Below are 17,182 nucleotides of genomic sequence, written 5' to 3'. Positions count from 1 at the left end.
GCGGAACAGGGACGGGGCGGGGTGGGGCAGGCGCGGGGCATGGACCGGCCAGGCCCGGTGCGGGGCGGGCCAGGCGCGGGGGCGGGCCAGGCGTGGGGCGGCGGACGACGGGGCGCCGGTTCCGCCCGCCGCTATCTTGGCGCCATGACCGAAGACGCCCCCTCGCCCGAAGAGTTCGCCCGCCGCGTCTTCGCCGCGCAGCCCTTCACGCGCTTCCTCGGCGCCGAACTGGTCTCGGCCTCGCCCGGAGCGGCCGAGATCCGGATCGCCAACCGTCCCGACCTGCGGCAGCAGCACGGATTCGTGCACGGCGGCGTCCTCAGCTACCTCGCCGACAACGCCCTCACCTTCGCGGGCGGCCTCGCCCTCGGCGGCGACGCCCTGACGGCCGAGTTCAAGGTCAACTACGTCCGCCCGGCGACGGGTCCGACCGTCACGGCCCGCGCGGAGGCGGTGGCGACGACGCGCCGACAGGCGGTGTGCCGCTGCGAGGTGTGGTCGGTGGAGGAGGACGGAAAGCAGAACCTGGTGGCGGTGGCCCAGGGCACGATCGTGTCCGCACACACCCCGGACGCGAGCCCCTCGGCGTGAGGGACCGCCCGCACCCAGCCCCTCCCGGCGAGGCTCGCCCGACCCAGGGCCCACCCCCCTAGCCGCTGAGGCCCGCCCGCTAGAGCGGCACCTTCTCCGCGCCCCCGCGCAAAAGCTCCTCGTACCGGGCGAACGCCCCACCGTGCGGACCCCCCGCCCCCAGCTCCTCCCCCAGTACGTACGCACCCACCAGCGCCTTCCCCGCCCCCTCCCCCGCGAGCAGCGAGCCGCCCCACGCCGCGTCCCCCACGAGCGCGACCCGCTCGTGCGACCACGCCCGTATCCGTATCTCGCCCACGACATCGACGTGCAGGTCCTGGGCCCGCCACATCTCCCGCACCAGAACGGGCAGTTGCCACACCTGTTCGGGGAAGTAGCCGCGCACCAGTTCGCGTTGGGCCCACGGGTCGCCGAACACCGTGTAGGGCGGGTCCTCGCGGGTGAGGGTGAGGCACGCGTGGGCGGGCTCGCCGGGCCCGTACGCGGTGAGGCTCGCGCGGCGCCCGGGGGCCTCCCAGACCACCGTCTCGTGCGCGAGCCCGAAGTCGTTCGGGAGCGAGAAACCGGCGAAGACCTGGCCGTGGTAGTGGTGGAAAGGGCGCTCGGGGCCGAAGACGAGGCGCCGCGTGTTGGAGTGCGGCCCCTCCGCCCCGATCACGAGGTCGTACGTGCGGAAGCCGCCGCTGTCGAAGGCGACATGGACCGCGTCCCCGTCGTCGTCAAGCGTCGCGACCGAGTCGCCGGTCAGGAACTCGACCCGGCCTTCGAGCGGGGCGCGCAGCGCGGCGAGGAGGTCACCGCGCCGGACCCGGAGCGCGTCGTCCGCGCCCCGTACCGACTCGCGCACCTCGCCCGCCGCGTCCAGGCGCGTCGTCAGCCGCCGCCCGACGTGCGCGGCGCGCAGGGCGGGGAGCAGGCCCATGCGGTCCGCGACCTCGCGCGCCGCTTCGCCGAGCGCGACCGCGTGCCCGCGACCGGGCGCGGGGGCGGAGGCGGCCTTCTCGACCACGGTGACGTCGAAGCCCTGGCGGTCGAGCCGGTGGGCGAGCGCGGACCCGGCGACGCCCGCGCCGGAGACGAGGACACGACGGGGAGAGGACGGCGCATGCATGAGGCGCACCCTTCCGACAGAAGATACGTACCTTAGGTATCCTTATGAAAGCCGCACGGGACCGCTGCCTCGTCGGCCTCCCCACACTATAGATACGTAACTCAGGTATGCAAATGGAGGCGATCATGACCCCCGAGTCCCCCGGGGCGCCCGCCGCGACCGGAACGGACAGGTGCGCGGGCCCTCCCCAGCCCGACGCCATCTCCGGCTTCCTCTCGGCACTGCCGAGGTTCACGCAGCTCAACGCGGCCTTCACGAAGGGCAGGCTCCCCGAGCGGGCCGCCGAGGCGTCCGGGCTGCACCTCGACAAGCCCGCGATGGGCGTGCTCTTCAGTCTCCGTACCGCCGACCGCGCCCTGCGCATCGGTGAGATCGCCGAGCGCATGGCGGTCGTGGGCCCGCACGTCACACGGCACGTGCAGGTACTGGAGAAGCGCGGCCTCGTGCACCGCGTCACCGACCCCGAGGACCGCCGCGCGAGCCTCATCGAGCTGACCCCGAGGGGCCGCGAGGGCATCGAGCGCTACGGCGCCTCCCTCTTCTCCTGGTTCACCGACGTCCTCGCCGACTGGCCCGCGCAGGACCGCAGCGAGCTGACCCGCCTCCTGACCCGCCTCGCGAACGACGTCACCGACCGCATCGCCCGCCTCGACGAGGAACCGGAGGGCTAGGCCCTGCGGGCCACTCGACCGGCGCCCCCGCCGGGACGCGTCGCCGCACCTCGCCGTCCAGGCCGAGCCCCCTGGACGGCGACCCGGCGCCGCACGGCCGTCACGCGGCTCGCCTCCGCCGCGCCCCTCCACGCCTCTTCACTCCTCGGCGAGCAGCTCCCCCACCACGGCGCCCGCCCGCCGTTCGGAGACCGCGCCCGCCATGGACGCCGCCACCCTGCCCTTCTTGTCCACCAGGAAGGTGAACGGCACGAACTGCGGGTTGACGACACCCTTCGGAATCCGCAGCAGCTCGTGCCCCGAGGGGTCGTACAGGACGGGGTACGTCACGCCGTACCGCGCGACGAAGGCCCGCGCCGCGCCCTCGTTGGCCTCCGCGTTGTAGCCCAGGACGCGCAGGCCCCGGTCCGCGTACCGCTTCTGGACCCGTACCAGCCGCGGCATCTCGGCGCGGCACGGCCCGCACGTCGACTGCCAGCCGTTGACGAGCACGACCTGCCCCGCGAACCGTGACAGCGCGACCCGCTTCCCGTCGAGCCCCTTGCCCGCCAGGTCCGGCAAAGCCTTGCGCTCCGCGCGCGGCACGAGCGCCAGCGGCTCGCGGACCGCCCCGCCCCCGCCTCCCGCGCCGTCCCCCGCGCCGCCCGTCCCGCACCCGGCGAGCACCAGCGCGCCCGCCGCGACGATCACCCGCGCCACGCGCCTCTTCCCCCGCACCCGTATCCCTCGAAGCCGCATGGCGCCAGGCTATGCCGCGCCCGGCGGGGGACTTCTGCCGGGCCGTCACGTCCGGGCCGTCACCCCAGCAGGTGGCTGAGCACCGCGTTCGGCTCGCCGGGCAGCGCGGCCTTCACCGTGCGGCTCCAGTCGTCGGCCAGGATCTCGATCTCCCCCTTCTCGACGCCGTCGAGGCTCTGGCGCGCGACCTCGGCCGGGTCGATCTTCGGGCCCTCGTAGTCGCCCATCATGTCGGTGTCGGCGGCGCCGAGGTGGACCCCCTGGACGAGGACGCCCGCGGGGGCGAGTTCGATACGGAGCGTGTTGGTCATGGCCCACGCCCCGGCCTTCGAGACCGCGTACGCGCCCGAGCCGGGGACCGTGAACCAGGAGAGCGCCGACAGGATGTTGACCAGCGCGCCCCGGTGCGCGCGGAGCGCGGGGGCGAAGGCGCGGGTCATGTCGAGCGCGCCGTAGAGGTTGGTGTCGAGAGTGCGCCGGGTGGTGTCGAGCGGACCGTCGAGCAGCGGCGCGCTCACACTGATACCGGCGTTGTTGACGAGCAGTGCCACGTCCCCGGCCTGCCGCGCCGCCGCCTCGACCGAGGCGCGGTCGGTGATGTCGAGCCGTACGAGCGTCACGCGCGGGTCCGCGCGCAGCGCCTCGTCCGCGCGCTCCGGGTCGCGCACGCCCGCGTAGACCTGGCGGACGCCGCGGGCGAGCAGTTCCTCGACGAAACGGCGGCCGATCCCGCGGTTGGCACCCGTGACGAAGGCGGTCTGTCCGGCGATTTCCATGGCACGTCTCCTGGGACGAATCGGGAAAAACCCCGTCTTCCGGGGTCACCGACTACGCTAGAACCTGACACCAATGTCAGAGACAAGCCGTACCGGCCCGATGTGACGGGAGCCACCCGATGAAGATCGGCGAACTGGCGAAACGCGCCGAGGTGAGCGTGCGCTCGCTGCGCTACTACGAGCAGCAGGGCCTCCTGGAGTCCACCCGCACCCCCGGCGGCCAGCGCGTCTACGCGGAGGAGGCGCTCGGCCGCGTCCAGCTCATCCAGCTCCTCTACGCGGCCGGGCTCCCCAGCCGCACGATCCTCGCCCTCCTCCCCTGCGTCGCCACGGGCCACGCGACACGGGACATGTACGAGAAGATCCGCCACGAGCGCGCGTCCATCCAGCGGCGCATCGACGAACTGACCCGCGCCCGCGACCAGCTCGACGACGTCATGGAACACGTCCGCCGCGCGGGCCTCACGGAGGACCGGGCCGCCCCGGCGCGCGTGTGAGCCCCTAGACGGTGGCGCGGAGGAAGCGGGTCCAGGTGGCGGCGGAGAAGAGGAGGGTGCCGCGGCGGCGGTCCTTGGTGTCGCGGACGGCGGCGGTGCCGGCGGGGGTGGCGGCGTGCTCGACGCAGCCGTTGTCAGCGCCGCTGTACGTGCTCTTGTGCCAGGCAAGGCCGTCCAGTGCGGTCGCAGGGGCCGCCGGGCGGGATTCCCGCGTCATCGCTCACGTTCCTCGATCATGTCCTGCAGGTAGCGCCGCGAAGCCGAGGGGGACAGGGCCGCCGCTGTCAGCTCGTCCCACGAGGAGCGGTACAGCTCGACGTCGGACCGGCGTTCGAGCAAGCTACCACCGGTCATGTGCTCCAACCACACGACGTCGACGGGCGGTTCGCCGCGTTGACTGAAGATGTTGTACGGGACGCGCTGGTTCATCGGGAGCGACGCTTCGAGCGGGAGGATCTGGAGGGTGACGCGGGGACGGCCGGCGGCTTCGACGAGATGCGCCAACTGACCGAGGACGAGTTCACGGTCGCCCGCGATGCGGTGCAGTACCGACACGTCGACGACCGCGCGGAAGCGGAAGTCCACGTCCTCGTCCAGACGCTCCTGCCGCTTCAGGCGCACCCGCACGAGGTCGTCCACCCTGACCGGCCGGTCGTTCGCCGCGAAGATCTGCCGCATGTACGGCTCGGTCTGGAGCAGGCCGGGCAGGACGCTGGACTCGAAGGAGCGCATCTGCTCCGAGTCCGCCTCCAGGGTCAGGAAGTCCTTGAGGGTGTCGTAGAGCAACGGCCCCTCCCCCGACCACCAGTCCCGCTTGTGGATCTGCTTCGCCAGCCTCCGAACGTTATTGCGGTATTGCTCGTCCTCCACGCCGACCAGATTGAAGAACGTCGTCAGGTCGAGTGGCCGTATTCCGCGTTTTCCGTTCTCGATCTGGCTGATCTTGGGCTGGCCGCATTCCAGGGCCGTGGCCACGTCGTTGACCTTCAGCCCGGCCTCCAGGCGGAGGCGGCGGAGTTCGGCGCCTAGGCGGCGGCTGCGCATCGTCGGCATGTCGCTCTGAGCCATGGCGACATGATGAGGTGCTGTTTCACAGGGCCACAAGGTCCCGTGGCCAACTCATCCCTTTGAGTGATGAGTGCGGCGGAATAACTTGCCTCCGGGAATGGGTACGGTCCACTCTCGTAAGCGCGGAAGCCTCCCCGTTCCGCCAACTCGCCCGCACCGCTGGAGGGTTCATGCCGGCCGCCACTCTTCCCCTCCGGTACTGGTGCCGGTGCGAGCGGACGCCGGCGCCTTCGGCCCCGCGCGGGATTCTCGCGCTGACGCCGGGGGAGGCGCTGGAGTGGGTGCGCGAGGGCGTGCGGGACGTCGTCGCGGAGCTGGCGGCCGAGGAGTTCGACCGGGCCTGGTCGTGGCTCGGGGACCACTGGCGGCGCACGGAGGCGGACCGGCGTTCGCTGCGGGCGGGGCTCCCGTACGCGCTGCGGCTCGGCGGCCCCGCGGCCCTGTGGACCTGGACCGTCCACCCCGTGCAGCCGCTGCCCCTCCTCGACCGCCGCCTCGCCACCACGACACGGAGAATCGCGCAACCGGCCGAGAGGTGAACGGCGCGCCCAGCACGCGAGCACGGCCGCTCCGGCCTTCGGCCGGACGTGGGGATCGCGGTCGGCATCGCTCTGGGGCCGTCGAGGAGCAGAGCCTCGTCGGGGGCTCGTGGTGGGCCGTAGGGGGGTCATAGGGGGCTCGTATTGCGCTCGCAGCGGGCCGTAGTGGGCTCGCAGGGGCCGTAGTGGGCTCGCAGGGGGCGAGCACCGGGGCGTGACTCACGAGGGCCGCGATGGCCGTGGGGACCGGCGTCTCGTCCGGCACCCGGGGCACCCGAAACGCCAGCGCCTCGTCACCCGCCTACCCGCGCCTCCTCCCCTCGTCCCGCGCGCCGCAGCGCCACCAGCACCATCGCCAGGCCCGCCGCCGACCAGGTGCCGAGTACCGCGAGCGGGGCGCCCGCTCCCGTGCCGTCGAAGAAGGCGTCCGCGCGCAGGAGGGAGCCCGCGGCGCCCATCGGGAGAAGCCGGCCGAGCGTCGACCAGCCGTCCGGGAGCCAGTACGGGCCCGTCGCGAGGCCCGAGAGCGGGTTGCCGAGGAACATCATCGCGACCGCCAGGCCCAGGAAGCCGCGCTGGCCGAAGAGGGACTGGAGGCCGAGGAAGGGCAGGCCCAGCGCGAGCATCCCGAAGGCGAGGCCGAGCCAGGTCCGCGCGTACTCGCCGTCGATCGTGCCCGTGGCGAAGTGGAGCACCGCCGTCACCCCCGCCGCCGCGACGAGCGCGAAGGCGATCACTCCGCCGAGCCGGGCGCGCAGCGTCGCCGCCCCCGGCGCCACGAGCGCCAGGATCAGGACCGGCAGGATGCCGCCGAACATCAGCGGCAGCGCGAGCGCGCCGAGGCCCGTGCCGTGCGGGTCGTCCGCGCCGAAACCGACGACCTCGTGCGTCGTCGCCTTCACGTGCCGCTGATCCGCGAGACCCGTGCCGAGGCCGCTGATCGCCGTGCTGATCTGCTGGCCGCCCGCCGACGCGGTGTACACGTCGACCCCGTCCGCGCCGAGCGCGAGGCCGCCGACCACGTCGCGGTCGTGGATCGCCTCGGTGAGCGCGTGCGCGTTCGCGTACGTCTTCACGTCCCACTGCTCCTGCGGCAGTCGCTCCCGCACCCCTGCCACCGCCTGCCGCGGCCCGCTGACGCCGAGCGGGGCGTGGTGCGGGCCGCCGTGGGCGGAGGGCAGGCCGAAGGCGCACAGCAGGAGCGTGATCGCCGCCGCGAGGCCGACGACGACGGCGGCGATACGGCGGGTGCCCTTCGTGCCGCCGGGCGCGGGCGGTGGGGTCGCTGCCGTGGTCCCGGTGGCCGCGGTGGCCGCGGTGGCCGCGGTGACATCGGCGGTCCCGGTGACCTCGGTTGTCCCGGTGTTCCCGGTGTTCCCTGTGGTCTCGGTGGGGGCGGCGGTGGCGTCGGACGTCGACATGGCGACCCTCCTCTCTCGGACGTGGTGGGTCGCCGTCACTGTACAACTCATCGCACGCTGAGTTCATCGTGAGATGAGTTACGGCGCCGGAGCGGTGCGGCGCGGGAGGCATGATGGAGGAATGGCTGAGGACGCGGAGACCGGTACGGGGCAGGGCAAGCACGCCGGGGGGCGCAGGCCCGGCGAGACCCGTACGCGCGCGGCGATCCTCGACGCGGCCCGCGCCTGCTTCGCCGAGCGCGGTTTCGACGGCACGAGCCTGCGGTGGATCGCCGAGACGGCGGGCGTCGACCAGGCGCTCGTGCATCACTTCTACGGCTCGAAGGCGAACCTCTTCGTCAAGGCGCTCGAACTGCCGGAACGCCTCTGGAACGCGCTCGGCGAGGCCGCCGCGGGCCCGCGCGAGGGCGTCGGCGAACGCCTCGTGCGCGCGCACCTCTCGGTGTGGGAGGACGCGGTCTCGCGCCCCGCGCTCATGGCGATGGTCCGCTCCGCGGCCGTCCACGGCGACGCGGGCGCGCGGCTGCGCGAGGTCGCGGGCGGGGTGCTCGCGCGCACCCTCGTACCGGCCCTCGGCGGCGCGGACGTGAAGCTGCGCACCTCACTCGTCGCGACCCAGCTCATCGGCCTGTCGCTCATGCGGTACGTGATGCTGCTCGAACCGCTCGCCTCGGCGGACACGGAGTCGGTGGTGCGGTGGTACGGGGCGGCGGTGCAGGCGATCGTGGACGGGGGCGAGGGCGGGGACAGGGGCGGCGGCGGGAGCGGGGACGGCGGGGTCTGAGGGCGCGCCTCGTACAGGGCCCCTCAAGCAGGTGGCCCGCCCGCACACGGAGCCCCGTCCCGCACGGGCCCTGGGCGGCACGGGCCCCGTCCCGCCCAGGGTCCGCCCCGCCTCGGCAGCGGCCTCACGCCCCCGGCACGTCCGCCGTCCCGAGCGCTCAGCGTGCCTCGCGGCCCAGGATCTCGGCGCGCATCACGCGGCCCGCCTCCTCCGCCAACTCGTCCTCGCCGTCCAGCTCCTGGTCCGTGTCGAGGCCGTCGAGCGGGGTGAGGGGCTGGTCGAGGCGGACGTGGGCGACGAGGGACTGGAGGGCGCGCAGGGCGGCGGACGCGCTCGGACCCCAGTTGGTGAAGTACGAGAACTGCCACCACCACAGCGCCTCGGAGACCCGCCCCGCGCGGTAGTGCGCGAGGCCGTGGCGCAGCTCGGTGACGATGCCCGAGAGGTCGTCGGAGAGGCGGTGCGCGACGGGGGCCTTGCGGGGCTCGTACGGGTCGAAGACCTCGGAGTACACGTCGACCGGGTCGAGGAGCGCGGCCAGGCCCTCGCGGAGCGGGTCGCTGTCCGGCTCGTCGCCGAGATCGGGCTCGTACCGCTCGTCGGGAAGGATGTCCTCGTACGCGCCGAGGCGACCGCCCGCGAGCAGGAGCTGCGAGACCTCCAGGAGGAGGTAGGGGACGGCGCTGTCCGGGTCGTCGCCCTTGGCGATCTCGGTGACCGCGAGGAGGAAGCTCTCGATCTGGTCGGCGATCTGCGTGGAGAAGTCGGCGGGGTCGGAGCCGTCCGCGCGCACCGCCTGTGCGAGGGGCGCGCCGGCTTCCGGCCTGCTCGTGGTCTCAGACATCGAGGAGTCGTCTCCCTTCGAAGGCCCGGCCGAGCGTGACCTCGTCCGCGTACTCCAGGTCACCGCCGACCGGGAGGCCGCTCGCCAGCCGTGTGACGCGCAGGCCCATGGGCTTGATCATGCGGGCGAGGTACGTCGCCGTGGCCTCGCCCTCCAGGTTCGGGTCCGTCGCGAGGATCAGCTCGGTCACCGTGCCGTCGGCGAGGCGGGCGAGCAGTTCGCGGATGCGCAGATCGTCGGGGCCGACACCCTCGATGGGGCTGATCGCCCCGCCGAGCACGTGGTACCTGCCCCGGAACTCTCGCGTCCGCTCGATCGCGACGACGTCCTTCGGCTCCTCCACGACGCAGATGACGGCGGGATCGCGGCGCGGGTCGCGGCAGATGTTGCAGTGCTCCTCCTGGGCCACGTTCCCGCAGACCGCGCAGAAGCGGACCTTCGCCTTCACCTCCATCAACGCGTTCGCGAGCCGGCGCACGTCGGCCGGCTCGGTCTGGAGGATGTGGAAGGCGATCCGCTGCGCACTCTTGGGACCGACGCCGGGGAGCCTGCCCAGTTCGTCGATGAGGTCCTGGACCACGCCTTCGTACAACGGATCGCCTTTCCTGTGTCCGCGCCGGGGCACGCGGTGGTCGCGCGCCGGTCCGGAACGGACGGTCGTGTCTCACGGTAGGGGGCCCGGAGGGCCGGGGGAACCCGCTTCGGTGAAGATCCGGGTTCCTTCGGGGTGGACCCCTGAGGGGACCTCAGGGGCATCCCTGAATTCCCCCCGATGTTTCGCCGGGTTCAGCCGGGTCCGGCGTTTCCCGGGTTCAGCCGGATGCGGCGTTCCCCCGGGTCAGCGTTCCCCCGGGTTCCCCCCGGATTCCCCCGGGTCCCCCCGGGTTCGGCCGGTTCAGAAGGGCAGGCCGGGGATGCCGCCGCCGAGGCCCTGGGCCAGCGGGCCGAGCTTCTGCTGCTGGAGCTGCTGCGCGTTCTCGTTCGCCGCCTGGACTGCGGCGACGACGAGGTCCGCCAGGGTCTCGGTGTCCTCCGGGTCGACCGCCTTGGGGTCGATGACCAGGCCCTTCAGCTCGCCGGAGCCGTTGACCGTGGCCTTCACGAGGCCGCCGCCCGCCTGCCCGTCGACCTCGGTCGCCGCCAGCTCCTCCTGGGCGCGGGCGAGGTCCTGCTGCATCTTCTGGGCCTGCTGGAGCAGCTGCTGCATATTGGGCTGGCCACCACCGGGAATCACGATCAGCTCTCCTGGCTGCTGGGTCGGGCCGCACGGTCGCACGGCCCGTACGGGGTCGTACGGCTGGCAGGGCGGACTCGTACGGCGCTCGCGCGATCCGCGTACCACCGCCGTCGATTCCACCCGCGTCGAGCCTACGTGAGCAGCGTGCCCCGTGCCCCGGCACTCTTTCGAGTGATCCCGGACACGGTCCTATACCTGACCAGACCGCTCGTCCGGGCGGAAAAGGTTTGAATCGGCGCTCCTCGCCACTCGCCCGGCGGTAGGAAGGAGCCTTGCACCAATCGCACCAATCGCCCGCGGAACGCGGAGCGGTACCGCAGGCAGAGGGAGTGGACGGGTGAGTCAGCCGGACATGCAGCCCGAGGGTCCCCCCCAGGACCCCCGAGCGCGGCGGGCCGGGCGAGGGGGCCCCACGGCCGCCCGCCCCGACCTGACCGGGCGGCCCTTCCCGCTCGGGGACTGGGGCGAGCCCGCCGAGCGGCTCGACGAGCTGTACCAGTGGGTGGAGGCGGGGGCGCTCGCGACGGCCGAGTGGTACCTGCACGACCGCTACTGGAAGCGGCGCCTGGCCCGGCTGCTCCGCCTCGCCGCCGCGCTCGGGGTGATGGCGGGGGCGGCGCTGCCGATCCTCGACCTCGCGGGGGCGCTGACGGGGCTCGCGCCGTGGGGGTACCTGGCGCTGTTGCTCGCGGCGGGGTGCGTGGGGCTCGACAGGTACCTCGGGCTCGGCTCGGGGTGGATGCGGGATGTGGCGACGGCGCAGGCGGTGCAGCGCAGGCTCCAGATCCTCCAGTTCGACTGGGCGTCGGAGAGCGTCCGGGAGGTCCTGGGCCCGGCGGAGGGCACGGCCTCCGAGGCGACGGAGCGGTGCCTGTCGGTCCTGCGGCGCTTCACGGAGGACGTGACGGAGCTGGTGCGGGCGGAAACGGCGGACTGGATGGTCGAGTTCGGTACGGGCCCGACCCCGCTCGCCACGCAGTCGGCCTCGGGCGCGGTCCCCCTGCCGGGCCGCCCGGACCCCCTGCCCCAGGGCCGCTTCCCACTCCCCCCGGGAGCAAGGCCGAACATGCCGCGACAACGCCCCCCGGAACCAAGATAAAAACCGGCCCCCACTCCCCCACCACGACAACAACGCAACCCCTGACCGGAGGCGGCGGGCACAGCCCGGAAGCGGGGGCGGGGCAGCCCGGAAGCGAGGGGCGGGGGCACAGCCCCGAAACGGGGGCCGGGGCATAGCTCCCAAGCGAGGGGCCGGGGACGGGACGCAGCCCCGAAACGGGGGCCGGGGCATAGCTCCCAAGCGAGGGGCCGGGGACGGGACGCAGCCCCGAAACGGGGGCCGGGGCACAGCCCCAAAACGGGGGGCCGAGGGCGCAGTCCCCAGGCGGGGGGCCGGAGCACAGCCCCAAAACGGGGCTCCGGGGCACGGCCCTGGAGCAGGGGCCCGGGAGCGCAGCCCCAAAGCGGGGCCCGGAGACACAGCCCCACAACGGGCCCGAGGCGCAGCCCCCAACCAGAGCCCGAGGCACAGCCCCAAGCAGGGCCCGGTGGCGCAACCCCGGAACAGGGGGCCCGGGGCACAGCCCCCGAACGGGGACCCGGGGCACAGCCCCCAAGCAGGGCCCGGGGCGCAGCCCCGGAACCGGGGCCCGGGGGCGCATCCCCCGAACGAGGGCCCGGGGGCGCAGCCATAAAGCGGGACCCGGGGGCTCAGCCCCGGAACAGGGCCCGGGGGCGCAGCCCCCGGAACGGGGGCCGGGGGCGGAGCCCCCGGGGGTGGGTGGCCCGCCCTGGCCGCCCCTGCGAGGGGGTCAGCTGAAGACGATCATCGCCCCCTGCGCCAAGCTCCTCGTCGCCGCCGCGTGCAGCCCCAGCCACACGTGGCGTTCGCGCGCGAAGGGGCTGTCGTCCGGGGGTGGGGGCGCGGCCGGCTCCTCCAGGTCCGTCGGGCCCGGGGGCGGCGGGGGCGGGGCCGGGGGGTTGGCCGGGTTGATGCCCAAGTCGGGCGCGACCAGTTCCAGTTCGCGGAGCAGCCCGTGCGCCGAGCCCAAGGGGCCGCCGCCCGCGAGGAGTTCGTCGTCCGCCAGCGGGGCGGGGAAGTCGAGCGGCACGTACGCCCCCGCGTGGTCGTAGTGCCACACGAGGTGCGACTGCTGCGCCGCCTCCTCGAACATCTCCAGCAACTGCTCGTAGTCGCCGCCGAGTTCGTCGACCGGTGTCACCGCGAGCCCGCACAGCTTGAGCAGGTAGGCGCGGCGCAGGAAGTGCAGCGCCTCGTAGTCGAAGCCCGCGACGGGGGCGACGTCCCCGCTCAGGCCCGGCATGTACGCGTACACCGGGACCGGCGGCAGCCCCGCCTCGCCGAGCGCCTTGTCGTACCGCGCGATCTCCTCGGCGAAGGGGTTGTCGGGGCTGTGGCACAGCACGTCGACCAGGGGGACGAGCCACAGGTCACAGGCCAAGAGACGTCTCCTCGCTCTCCACGGGCGGGCGGGTCCCGCAAGCGTAGTGCGGTACGGGCCGCCCCGTGCCCCGGGTCCCGCGATCGGCCCGTACCGGCGACGCAGAGCCCCGTACCGGCGACGCACCGGCCCGTACGGACCCCGTACCGCACCCGTACCCCCCGCGATGCGCCCTCAGAACCCCTGCGTCCGCACCCCGTTGCCCGTGCCGCCGCTCGCGAGCGCCTCGACGAGCCGCAGCGACTCCTCGTTGTAGGTCGTGATGATCGCGCGGGCCGCCTGGGCGTCCCCGCCGAGCAGCGTCTCGACGAGGTGCCCGTGTCCCGTCCACAGGAGCCCGCGCAGGTCGTCCTGGCGGCGCAGGAAGGGCACGGTGCTGACCCAGGACTGCACGCGCAGGCGGTGCAGGAAGTCGGTGAGGTACGCGTTCCCGAAGACGGCGCTCAGCTCGCGCCAGAACCGCAGGTCGTAGCCGATGAGCACGTTGAGGTCCCCGGCCGCCGCCGCGCGCTGCGCCTCCTCGCCCCTGCGCCGTACGGAGGCGAGCACGCCCGGCGCCCCCGCGAGCAGCGCCTCGGCGGCTATCCCGCCGAAGACGGCGTCCGAGACGAGGCAGCGGGCCTCGATCATGGTGCGGAAGTCGTCGAGCGAGAAGGTGTGCACGCGGAAGCCCCGGTGCTGCACGGAGTCGAGCAGCCCCTGCGCGGAGAGGTCCACGAGCGCCTCGCGCACGGGCGTCGCGGAGACCCCGAAGCCCTCGGCGATCTCCTTGACGGTGAACTCCTGCCCGGGAGCGAGCCGCCCCGAGAGGACCTCGTCCCGCAGCGCGTCCGCGATCTGCTGCCGCAGCGTGCTGCGCGTGACGATCCCCGCGCCCTCACCGCGCATCCCACGTCCTTCCCACCCGGCCCCCCTTGCCGGAGCCTGCCATGACACGCCCGTCACCCTACCCGCGCGTACCGGCCCGAAAGGAATTCACATGGGAACGAGTGAGGTCAGGGGGGTGAAGACGAGGGGCGGGAAGGCAGGTCCGGACCACGTGCACCGCCCCGGACCCGCCGCCGCAGCCCTTCCGGACCACCCCCGCCGGGCCCGTCACCCCACGAACCCGTCCGCCACCCCCAGCGCCGCGTCCAGGGCCGCGAAGCCCTCCTTCAGCTCCGCCTCCGTCACGTTCAGCGGCGGCACCACGTGCGTCCTGTTCATGTTCACGAACGGCCACAGGCCGTGCTTCTTCGCCTCCGCCGCGAAGGCCGCCATCGGCGCCGCCGCCTCGCCGCTCGCGTTGTACGGGGTCAGCGGCTCGCGCGTCTCCCGGTCCCGTACGAGTTCGAGCGCCCAGAACATGCCGAGGCCCCGCACCTCGCCCACGCTCGGGTGGCGCGCGGCGAGGTCCCGCAGCGCGGGCTCGACGACCTCGCGCCCGAGCCGCTCGGCGCCCTCGACGATCCCCTCCTCCTCCATGACGTCGATCGTCGCGACCGCCGCCGCGCAGGCCAGCGGGTGCCCGGAGTACGTGAGGCCGCCGGGGTACGGCGTGCGCGCGAACGTGTCCGCGATCCGCCCGCCGATCGCGACCCCGCCGAGCGGCACGTACCCCGAGTTCACGCCCTTCGCGAAGGTCAGCAGATCCGGGACGACGTCGAAGTGCTCCGCCGCGAACCACCTGCCCGTCCGCCCGAAGCCCGCCATCACCTCGTCGAGCACGAAGACGATCCCGTACTGATCGCACAACTCCCGCACCCCGCGCAGGTATCCGGCGGGCGGCACCATGATCCCCGCCGTCCCCGGCACGCTTTCGAGCACGAGCGCGGCGATCGTCGAGGGCCCCTCGTACGCGATCGTGTCGGCCAAGTGCTGGAGCGCGCGCTCGCACTCCTCGGCCTCGTTCGCGGCGTAGAACGCGGTGCGGTAGAGGAACGGCGCCCAGAAGTGGACCGTCCCCGCCGAGCCCTGGTCGTTGGCCCAACGACGGGGGTCACCCGTCACGTTGATCGCCGCCGCGGTCGCACCGTGGTACGAGCGGTACGCGCTCAGGACCTTCGGCCGCTTCGTGTGCACCCGCGCCATGCGGACCGCGTTCTCGACCGCCTCCGCGCCGCCGTTGGTGAAGAAGATCTTGTCGAGATCGCCGGGCGTGCGCTCCGCGATGCGCCGCGCCGCCTCCGAGCGCGCCTCGATCGCGAAGGCGGGCGCGAAGGTCGTCAGCGAGGCCGCCTGCTCCTGGATCGCCGCGACGACCTTCGGGTGCTGGTAGCCGATGTTCGTGAAGACGAGGCCGCTCGTGAAGTCGAGGTAGCGGCGCCCCTCGTAGTCCCAGAAGTACGAGCCCCGCGCACCCGCGACGGCGAGCGGGTCGATGAGCTCCTGCGCGGACCACGAGTGGAAGACGTGCGCGCGGTCGGCGGCCTTGACGGCGGCACCGCGGACGGGGTCGGGCTGGGGGACGTACGGGGCCTGCTGAGGCTGCTGAGCGGTCATGCCGCCAGGCTAGGAGACGGGAACGGGCGCCGGGTACGGGCGATGCGTCGCCGGGGCGGGGGGCGCGGGCGACAGAGTGTCGTACGGGGGCGGGGGCGGGGGGAGGCGTGCCCCCGTACCGCGTATGCGGAACTGAACGTTCTCCCCCGGCGGCGAACACCCGGTAAACACTGGCCGAGCACTCCGTTCCCCGGGGTCCTCCCCCGCACCGTCCCGCTTACGTTGTACGCCCCGAGGCGCCGGGGACGGGGGAACCGGCGCCCGGGGCCTGGCTTCGGGGGGCGTGCCGTGGACTGGTTCAGCGCGGAGAACGTCGTCGCGATCGGCACGGCCGTGCTCGGTGTCGCGGCCTCGATCGTCCTGCTCTGGTACGAGCGCCGCGTGCCGCGCCGCCGCCACCTCGGTTACCGGGTGCAGGTGGACATGCCGATACGGGCCAGGGCGGGCGCCCGTACGACGGGCCGCGTCACGCCGGGCAGCCTCGGTCTGCTCGACGGGTTCGGCGAGGACGGCCTCGGGGACGACGGCCCTGACGGGCCCGACGGGGAGGGGCGTGTCCCGCACGGGCGCGCGCTCAGCCTCGTCCTCCTCCGCGTCGAGAACGACGGCGCCGAGTTCCTCGACAGCTCCCACTACACCGGGCACGAACTCCACGGCCTCACCGCCGAGTTCACCGGCCGCCGCGTGCGCGGCCTCGACGTCGCGCAGCGCCCCGGCTCCGACCACCTCGCCACGCACTTCACGCCGGGCGCCGGGCTCGCCTGGAGCGAGGGCACCCTCAAGATCCCGCGCGTCCCGCTCGGCCGGGGCGAGTACTACAAGCTTCTCGTCCTCCTCGACGGCGGCGCGCCCGGCGACCCCGTCACGGTCCGCGGCGGTCTCCTCGAAGGCCGCGTCACGCCGAACCGCGCGCTGAGCCCCGACGACACGCCCCCGCTCCTTTCCCGCTGGGCCTGGGCGATCATCAGCGCGCTCACCGCCTTCGTGTGCGTCCTCGCGACGCTCATCCTGCTGCCCGACGAGCGCCTCCCGATCGGCTGTGCGACGGGCCGCCTCACGCTCACCGGGTCGACGGCCTTCGCTCCGGCGCTGCGGGGCGCGGCGCGCGCGTACGAGGAGGAGTGCCCGGGGGCCGAGGTGGAGGTGAGCGCCGCGGGGAGCGGCGAGGGCGTCGAGACACTGACCGAGCGGGGCCTCGCGGCGAAGGGCCGTTTCCCCTCGGTGATCGCCTTCTCGGACGGCCCGGCGATCGACGCGGCGCCGGGGCTGGTGCGCCGCCCGGTCGCGCTGACGGCCTTCACGGTCGTCGTGAACGCCGAGCTCCCCCGCCGCGACCTGACTCCGGACGAGATCCGCGCGATCTTCCTCGGCGACCTCACCCACTGGAAGCAGCTCAAGGGCTGGAAGGGCGAGAAGGCGCCCGACCTGCCCGTCACCGTCGTCTCGCGCACCTCGGGCTCGGGCACCCGCGCCACCTTCGAGCACACGCTGCTGCACGAGGGGGAGGGCGAACCCGCGGTCACCGCCCCCGACTGCCGCAGCCGCACCAACGCGGACGTCGCCCTCCTGCGTTGCGAACGCCCGTCCACGGAAGCCTTGTTGCGCACGGTCGCCGGGACCCCCGGGGCGATCGGCTACGCGGAGCGCCGCGCGGACACCCTCCCGCGCGAGGTCCGCGCCCTCACGATCGGCGGCACGGCGCCCACGGCCCGTACGCCCGACTACCCCTTCACGGCCGTCGAGTACGCGTACACGTACGGGACCCCGCCCGAGACGTCCCCGGCGGCGGGTTTCCTCGACTACCTGACGACGGGACCCGGCACGAACGCGATCCTGCGCCAGCGCCAACTCCCGTGCGGGGCACCGGAGACGGGGGGCCGGTGCGGGCCGGACGAACGTCCCGGCGAGTGACGGGCGCGACCGGCCCGCCCACGCTCCTCCGCATGCCACGCAAGCGACGAG

The 17,182-nt window shown here is 73.8% G+C and carries 19 protein-coding genes; 7 read left to right on the top strand and 12 right to left on the bottom strand.

The features are described 5' to 3' along the window. The first annotated feature begins 144 nt into the window (after window positions 1-144). Window positions 145-591 carry a PaaI family thioesterase gene (locus tag STTU_RS17295; protein WP_007825152.1) on the top strand — a complete coding sequence of 149 codons (447 nt, stop codon included), beginning with the start codon at window positions 145-147 and terminating at the stop codon, window positions 589-591. Between the two features lie 79 nt (window positions 592-670). Here STTU_RS17295 and STTU_RS17290 read toward each other — a convergent pair whose 3' ends face one another. After that, entirely contained in the window at window positions 671-1,702 is a 1,032-nt protein-coding gene (locus STTU_RS17290; RefSeq protein ID WP_007825151.1) for an FAD-dependent monooxygenase, read from the bottom strand. A gap of 125 nt (window positions 1,703-1,827) precedes the next feature. Between STTU_RS17290 and STTU_RS17285 the strand changes: the two genes are divergently transcribed. Further along, a complete protein-coding gene (locus STTU_RS17285) occupies window positions 1,828-2,373 on the top strand; it encodes a MarR family winged helix-turn-helix transcriptional regulator (RefSeq protein WP_399047485.1) in 546 nt (181 codons plus the stop codon). A gap of 138 nt (window positions 2,374-2,511) precedes the next feature. On the opposite strand, the gene STTU_RS17280 is transcribed toward STTU_RS17285, so the two are convergent. Then, a complete protein-coding gene (locus STTU_RS17280) occupies window positions 2,512-3,111 on the bottom strand; it encodes a TlpA family protein disulfide reductase (protein ID WP_007825148.1) in 600 nt (199 codons plus the stop codon). Between the two features lie 59 nt (window positions 3,112-3,170). Next, window positions 3,171-3,887 carry an SDR family oxidoreductase gene (locus STTU_RS17275; RefSeq protein ID WP_007825147.1) on the bottom strand — a complete coding sequence of 239 codons (717 nt, stop codon included), beginning with the start codon at window positions 3,885-3,887 and terminating at the stop codon, window positions 3,171-3,173. 119 nt (window positions 3,888-4,006) lie between these two features. On the opposite strand from STTU_RS17275, the gene STTU_RS17270 reads away from it, so the two are divergent. Then, window positions 4,007-4,384, top strand: a complete 378-nt coding sequence (locus tag STTU_RS17270) for a MerR family transcriptional regulator (RefSeq protein ID WP_007825146.1) — start codon at window positions 4,007-4,009, stop codon at window positions 4,382-4,384. Between the two features lie 4 nt (window positions 4,385-4,388). Here the strand turns inward: STTU_RS17270 and STTU_RS17265 are convergent, their stop codons facing one another. Then, window positions 4,389-4,601 carry a DUF397 domain-containing protein gene (locus STTU_RS17265; protein ID WP_007825145.1) on the bottom strand — a complete coding sequence of 71 codons (213 nt, stop codon included), beginning with the start codon at window positions 4,599-4,601 and terminating at the stop codon, window positions 4,389-4,391. Then, window positions 4,598-5,452, bottom strand: a complete 855-nt coding sequence (locus STTU_RS17260; protein ID WP_043255501.1) for a helix-turn-helix domain-containing protein — start codon at window positions 5,450-5,452, stop codon at window positions 4,598-4,600. Before STTU_RS17260 ends, STTU_RS17265 begins: the two co-directional genes overlap by 4 nt. A gap of 170 nt (window positions 5,453-5,622) precedes the next feature. On the opposite strand from STTU_RS17260, the gene STTU_RS17255 reads away from it, so the two are divergent. Then, on the top strand, window positions 5,623-5,991 hold the full coding sequence (locus tag STTU_RS17255) for a hypothetical protein (protein ID WP_007825141.1): 369 nt from the start codon (window positions 5,623-5,625) through the stop codon (window positions 5,989-5,991). 293 nt (window positions 5,992-6,284) lie between these two features. On the opposite strand, the gene STTU_RS17250 is transcribed toward STTU_RS17255, so the two are convergent. Next, a complete protein-coding gene (locus STTU_RS17250) occupies window positions 6,285-7,412 on the bottom strand; it encodes a hypothetical protein (RefSeq protein WP_007825140.1) in 1,128 nt (375 codons plus the stop codon). A gap of 121 nt (window positions 7,413-7,533) precedes the next feature. Here STTU_RS17250 and STTU_RS17245 point away from each other — a divergent pair, with 121 nt between their 5' ends. Beyond that, entirely contained in the window at window positions 7,534-8,196 is a 663-nt protein-coding gene (locus tag STTU_RS17245; protein ID WP_043255498.1) for a TetR family transcriptional regulator, read from the top strand. Between the two features lie 157 nt (window positions 8,197-8,353). On the opposite strand, the gene STTU_RS17240 is transcribed toward STTU_RS17245, so the two are convergent. The 3 genes from STTU_RS17240 to STTU_RS17230 form a co-directional block, all read right to left on the bottom strand. After that, the gene (locus STTU_RS17240; protein WP_009067030.1) at window positions 8,354-9,040 is read right to left on the bottom strand and encodes a DUF5063 domain-containing protein; all 687 of its coding nucleotides are present in this window, start codon (window positions 9,038-9,040) and stop codon (window positions 8,354-8,356) included. After that, window positions 9,033-9,632 carry a recombination mediator RecR gene (recR, locus tag STTU_RS17235; protein WP_009067031.1) on the bottom strand — a complete coding sequence of 200 codons (600 nt, stop codon included), beginning with the start codon at window positions 9,630-9,632 and terminating at the stop codon, window positions 9,033-9,035. The genes STTU_RS17240 and recR overlap by 8 nt, the downstream gene beginning before the upstream one ends. A gap of 303 nt (window positions 9,633-9,935) precedes the next feature. Further along, a complete protein-coding gene (locus tag STTU_RS17230) occupies window positions 9,936-10,274 on the bottom strand; it encodes a YbaB/EbfC family nucleoid-associated protein (RefSeq protein WP_037932523.1) in 339 nt (112 codons plus the stop codon). Between the two features lie 355 nt (window positions 10,275-10,629). Between STTU_RS17230 and STTU_RS17225 the strand changes: the two genes are divergently transcribed. Further along, on the top strand, window positions 10,630-11,376 hold the full coding sequence (locus tag STTU_RS17225; protein WP_007825135.1) for an SLATT domain-containing protein: 747 nt from the start codon (window positions 10,630-10,632) through the stop codon (window positions 11,374-11,376). A gap of 712 nt (window positions 11,377-12,088) precedes the next feature. Here the strand turns inward: STTU_RS17225 and STTU_RS17220 are convergent. From STTU_RS17220 to STTU_RS17210, 3 genes are all read right to left on the bottom strand, one after another. Continuing rightward, on the bottom strand, window positions 12,089-12,739 hold the full coding sequence (locus STTU_RS17220; protein WP_007825134.1) for a hypothetical protein: 651 nt from the start codon (window positions 12,737-12,739) through the stop codon (window positions 12,089-12,091). A 174-nt stretch (window positions 12,740-12,913) separates the two neighbouring features. After that, window positions 12,914-13,627, bottom strand: a complete 714-nt coding sequence (locus STTU_RS17215) for a GntR family transcriptional regulator (protein WP_007825133.1) — start codon at window positions 13,625-13,627, stop codon at window positions 12,914-12,916. Between the two features lie 207 nt (window positions 13,628-13,834). Next, window positions 13,835-15,220 (bottom strand): aspartate aminotransferase family protein, encoded by a 1,386-nt coding sequence (locus tag STTU_RS17210; RefSeq protein WP_007825131.1) that lies wholly within the window; start codon window positions 15,218-15,220, stop codon window positions 13,835-13,837. Between the two features lie 288 nt (window positions 15,221-15,508). On the opposite strand from STTU_RS17210, the gene STTU_RS17205 reads away from it, so the two are divergent. Then, on the top strand, window positions 15,509-17,131 hold the full coding sequence (locus STTU_RS17205; RefSeq protein ID WP_007825127.1) for a PstS family phosphate ABC transporter substrate-binding protein: 1,623 nt from the start codon (window positions 15,509-15,511) through the stop codon (window positions 17,129-17,131). Window positions 17,132-17,182 lie beyond the last annotated feature (51 nt).

Source organism: Streptomyces sp. Tu6071 (assembly GCF_000213055.1).
GTDB classification, from domain to species: domain Bacteria; phylum Actinomycetota; class Actinomycetes; order Streptomycetales; family Streptomycetaceae; genus Streptomyces; species Streptomyces evansiae.
This window is presented reverse-complemented; position numbering and strand designations above follow the sequence as displayed.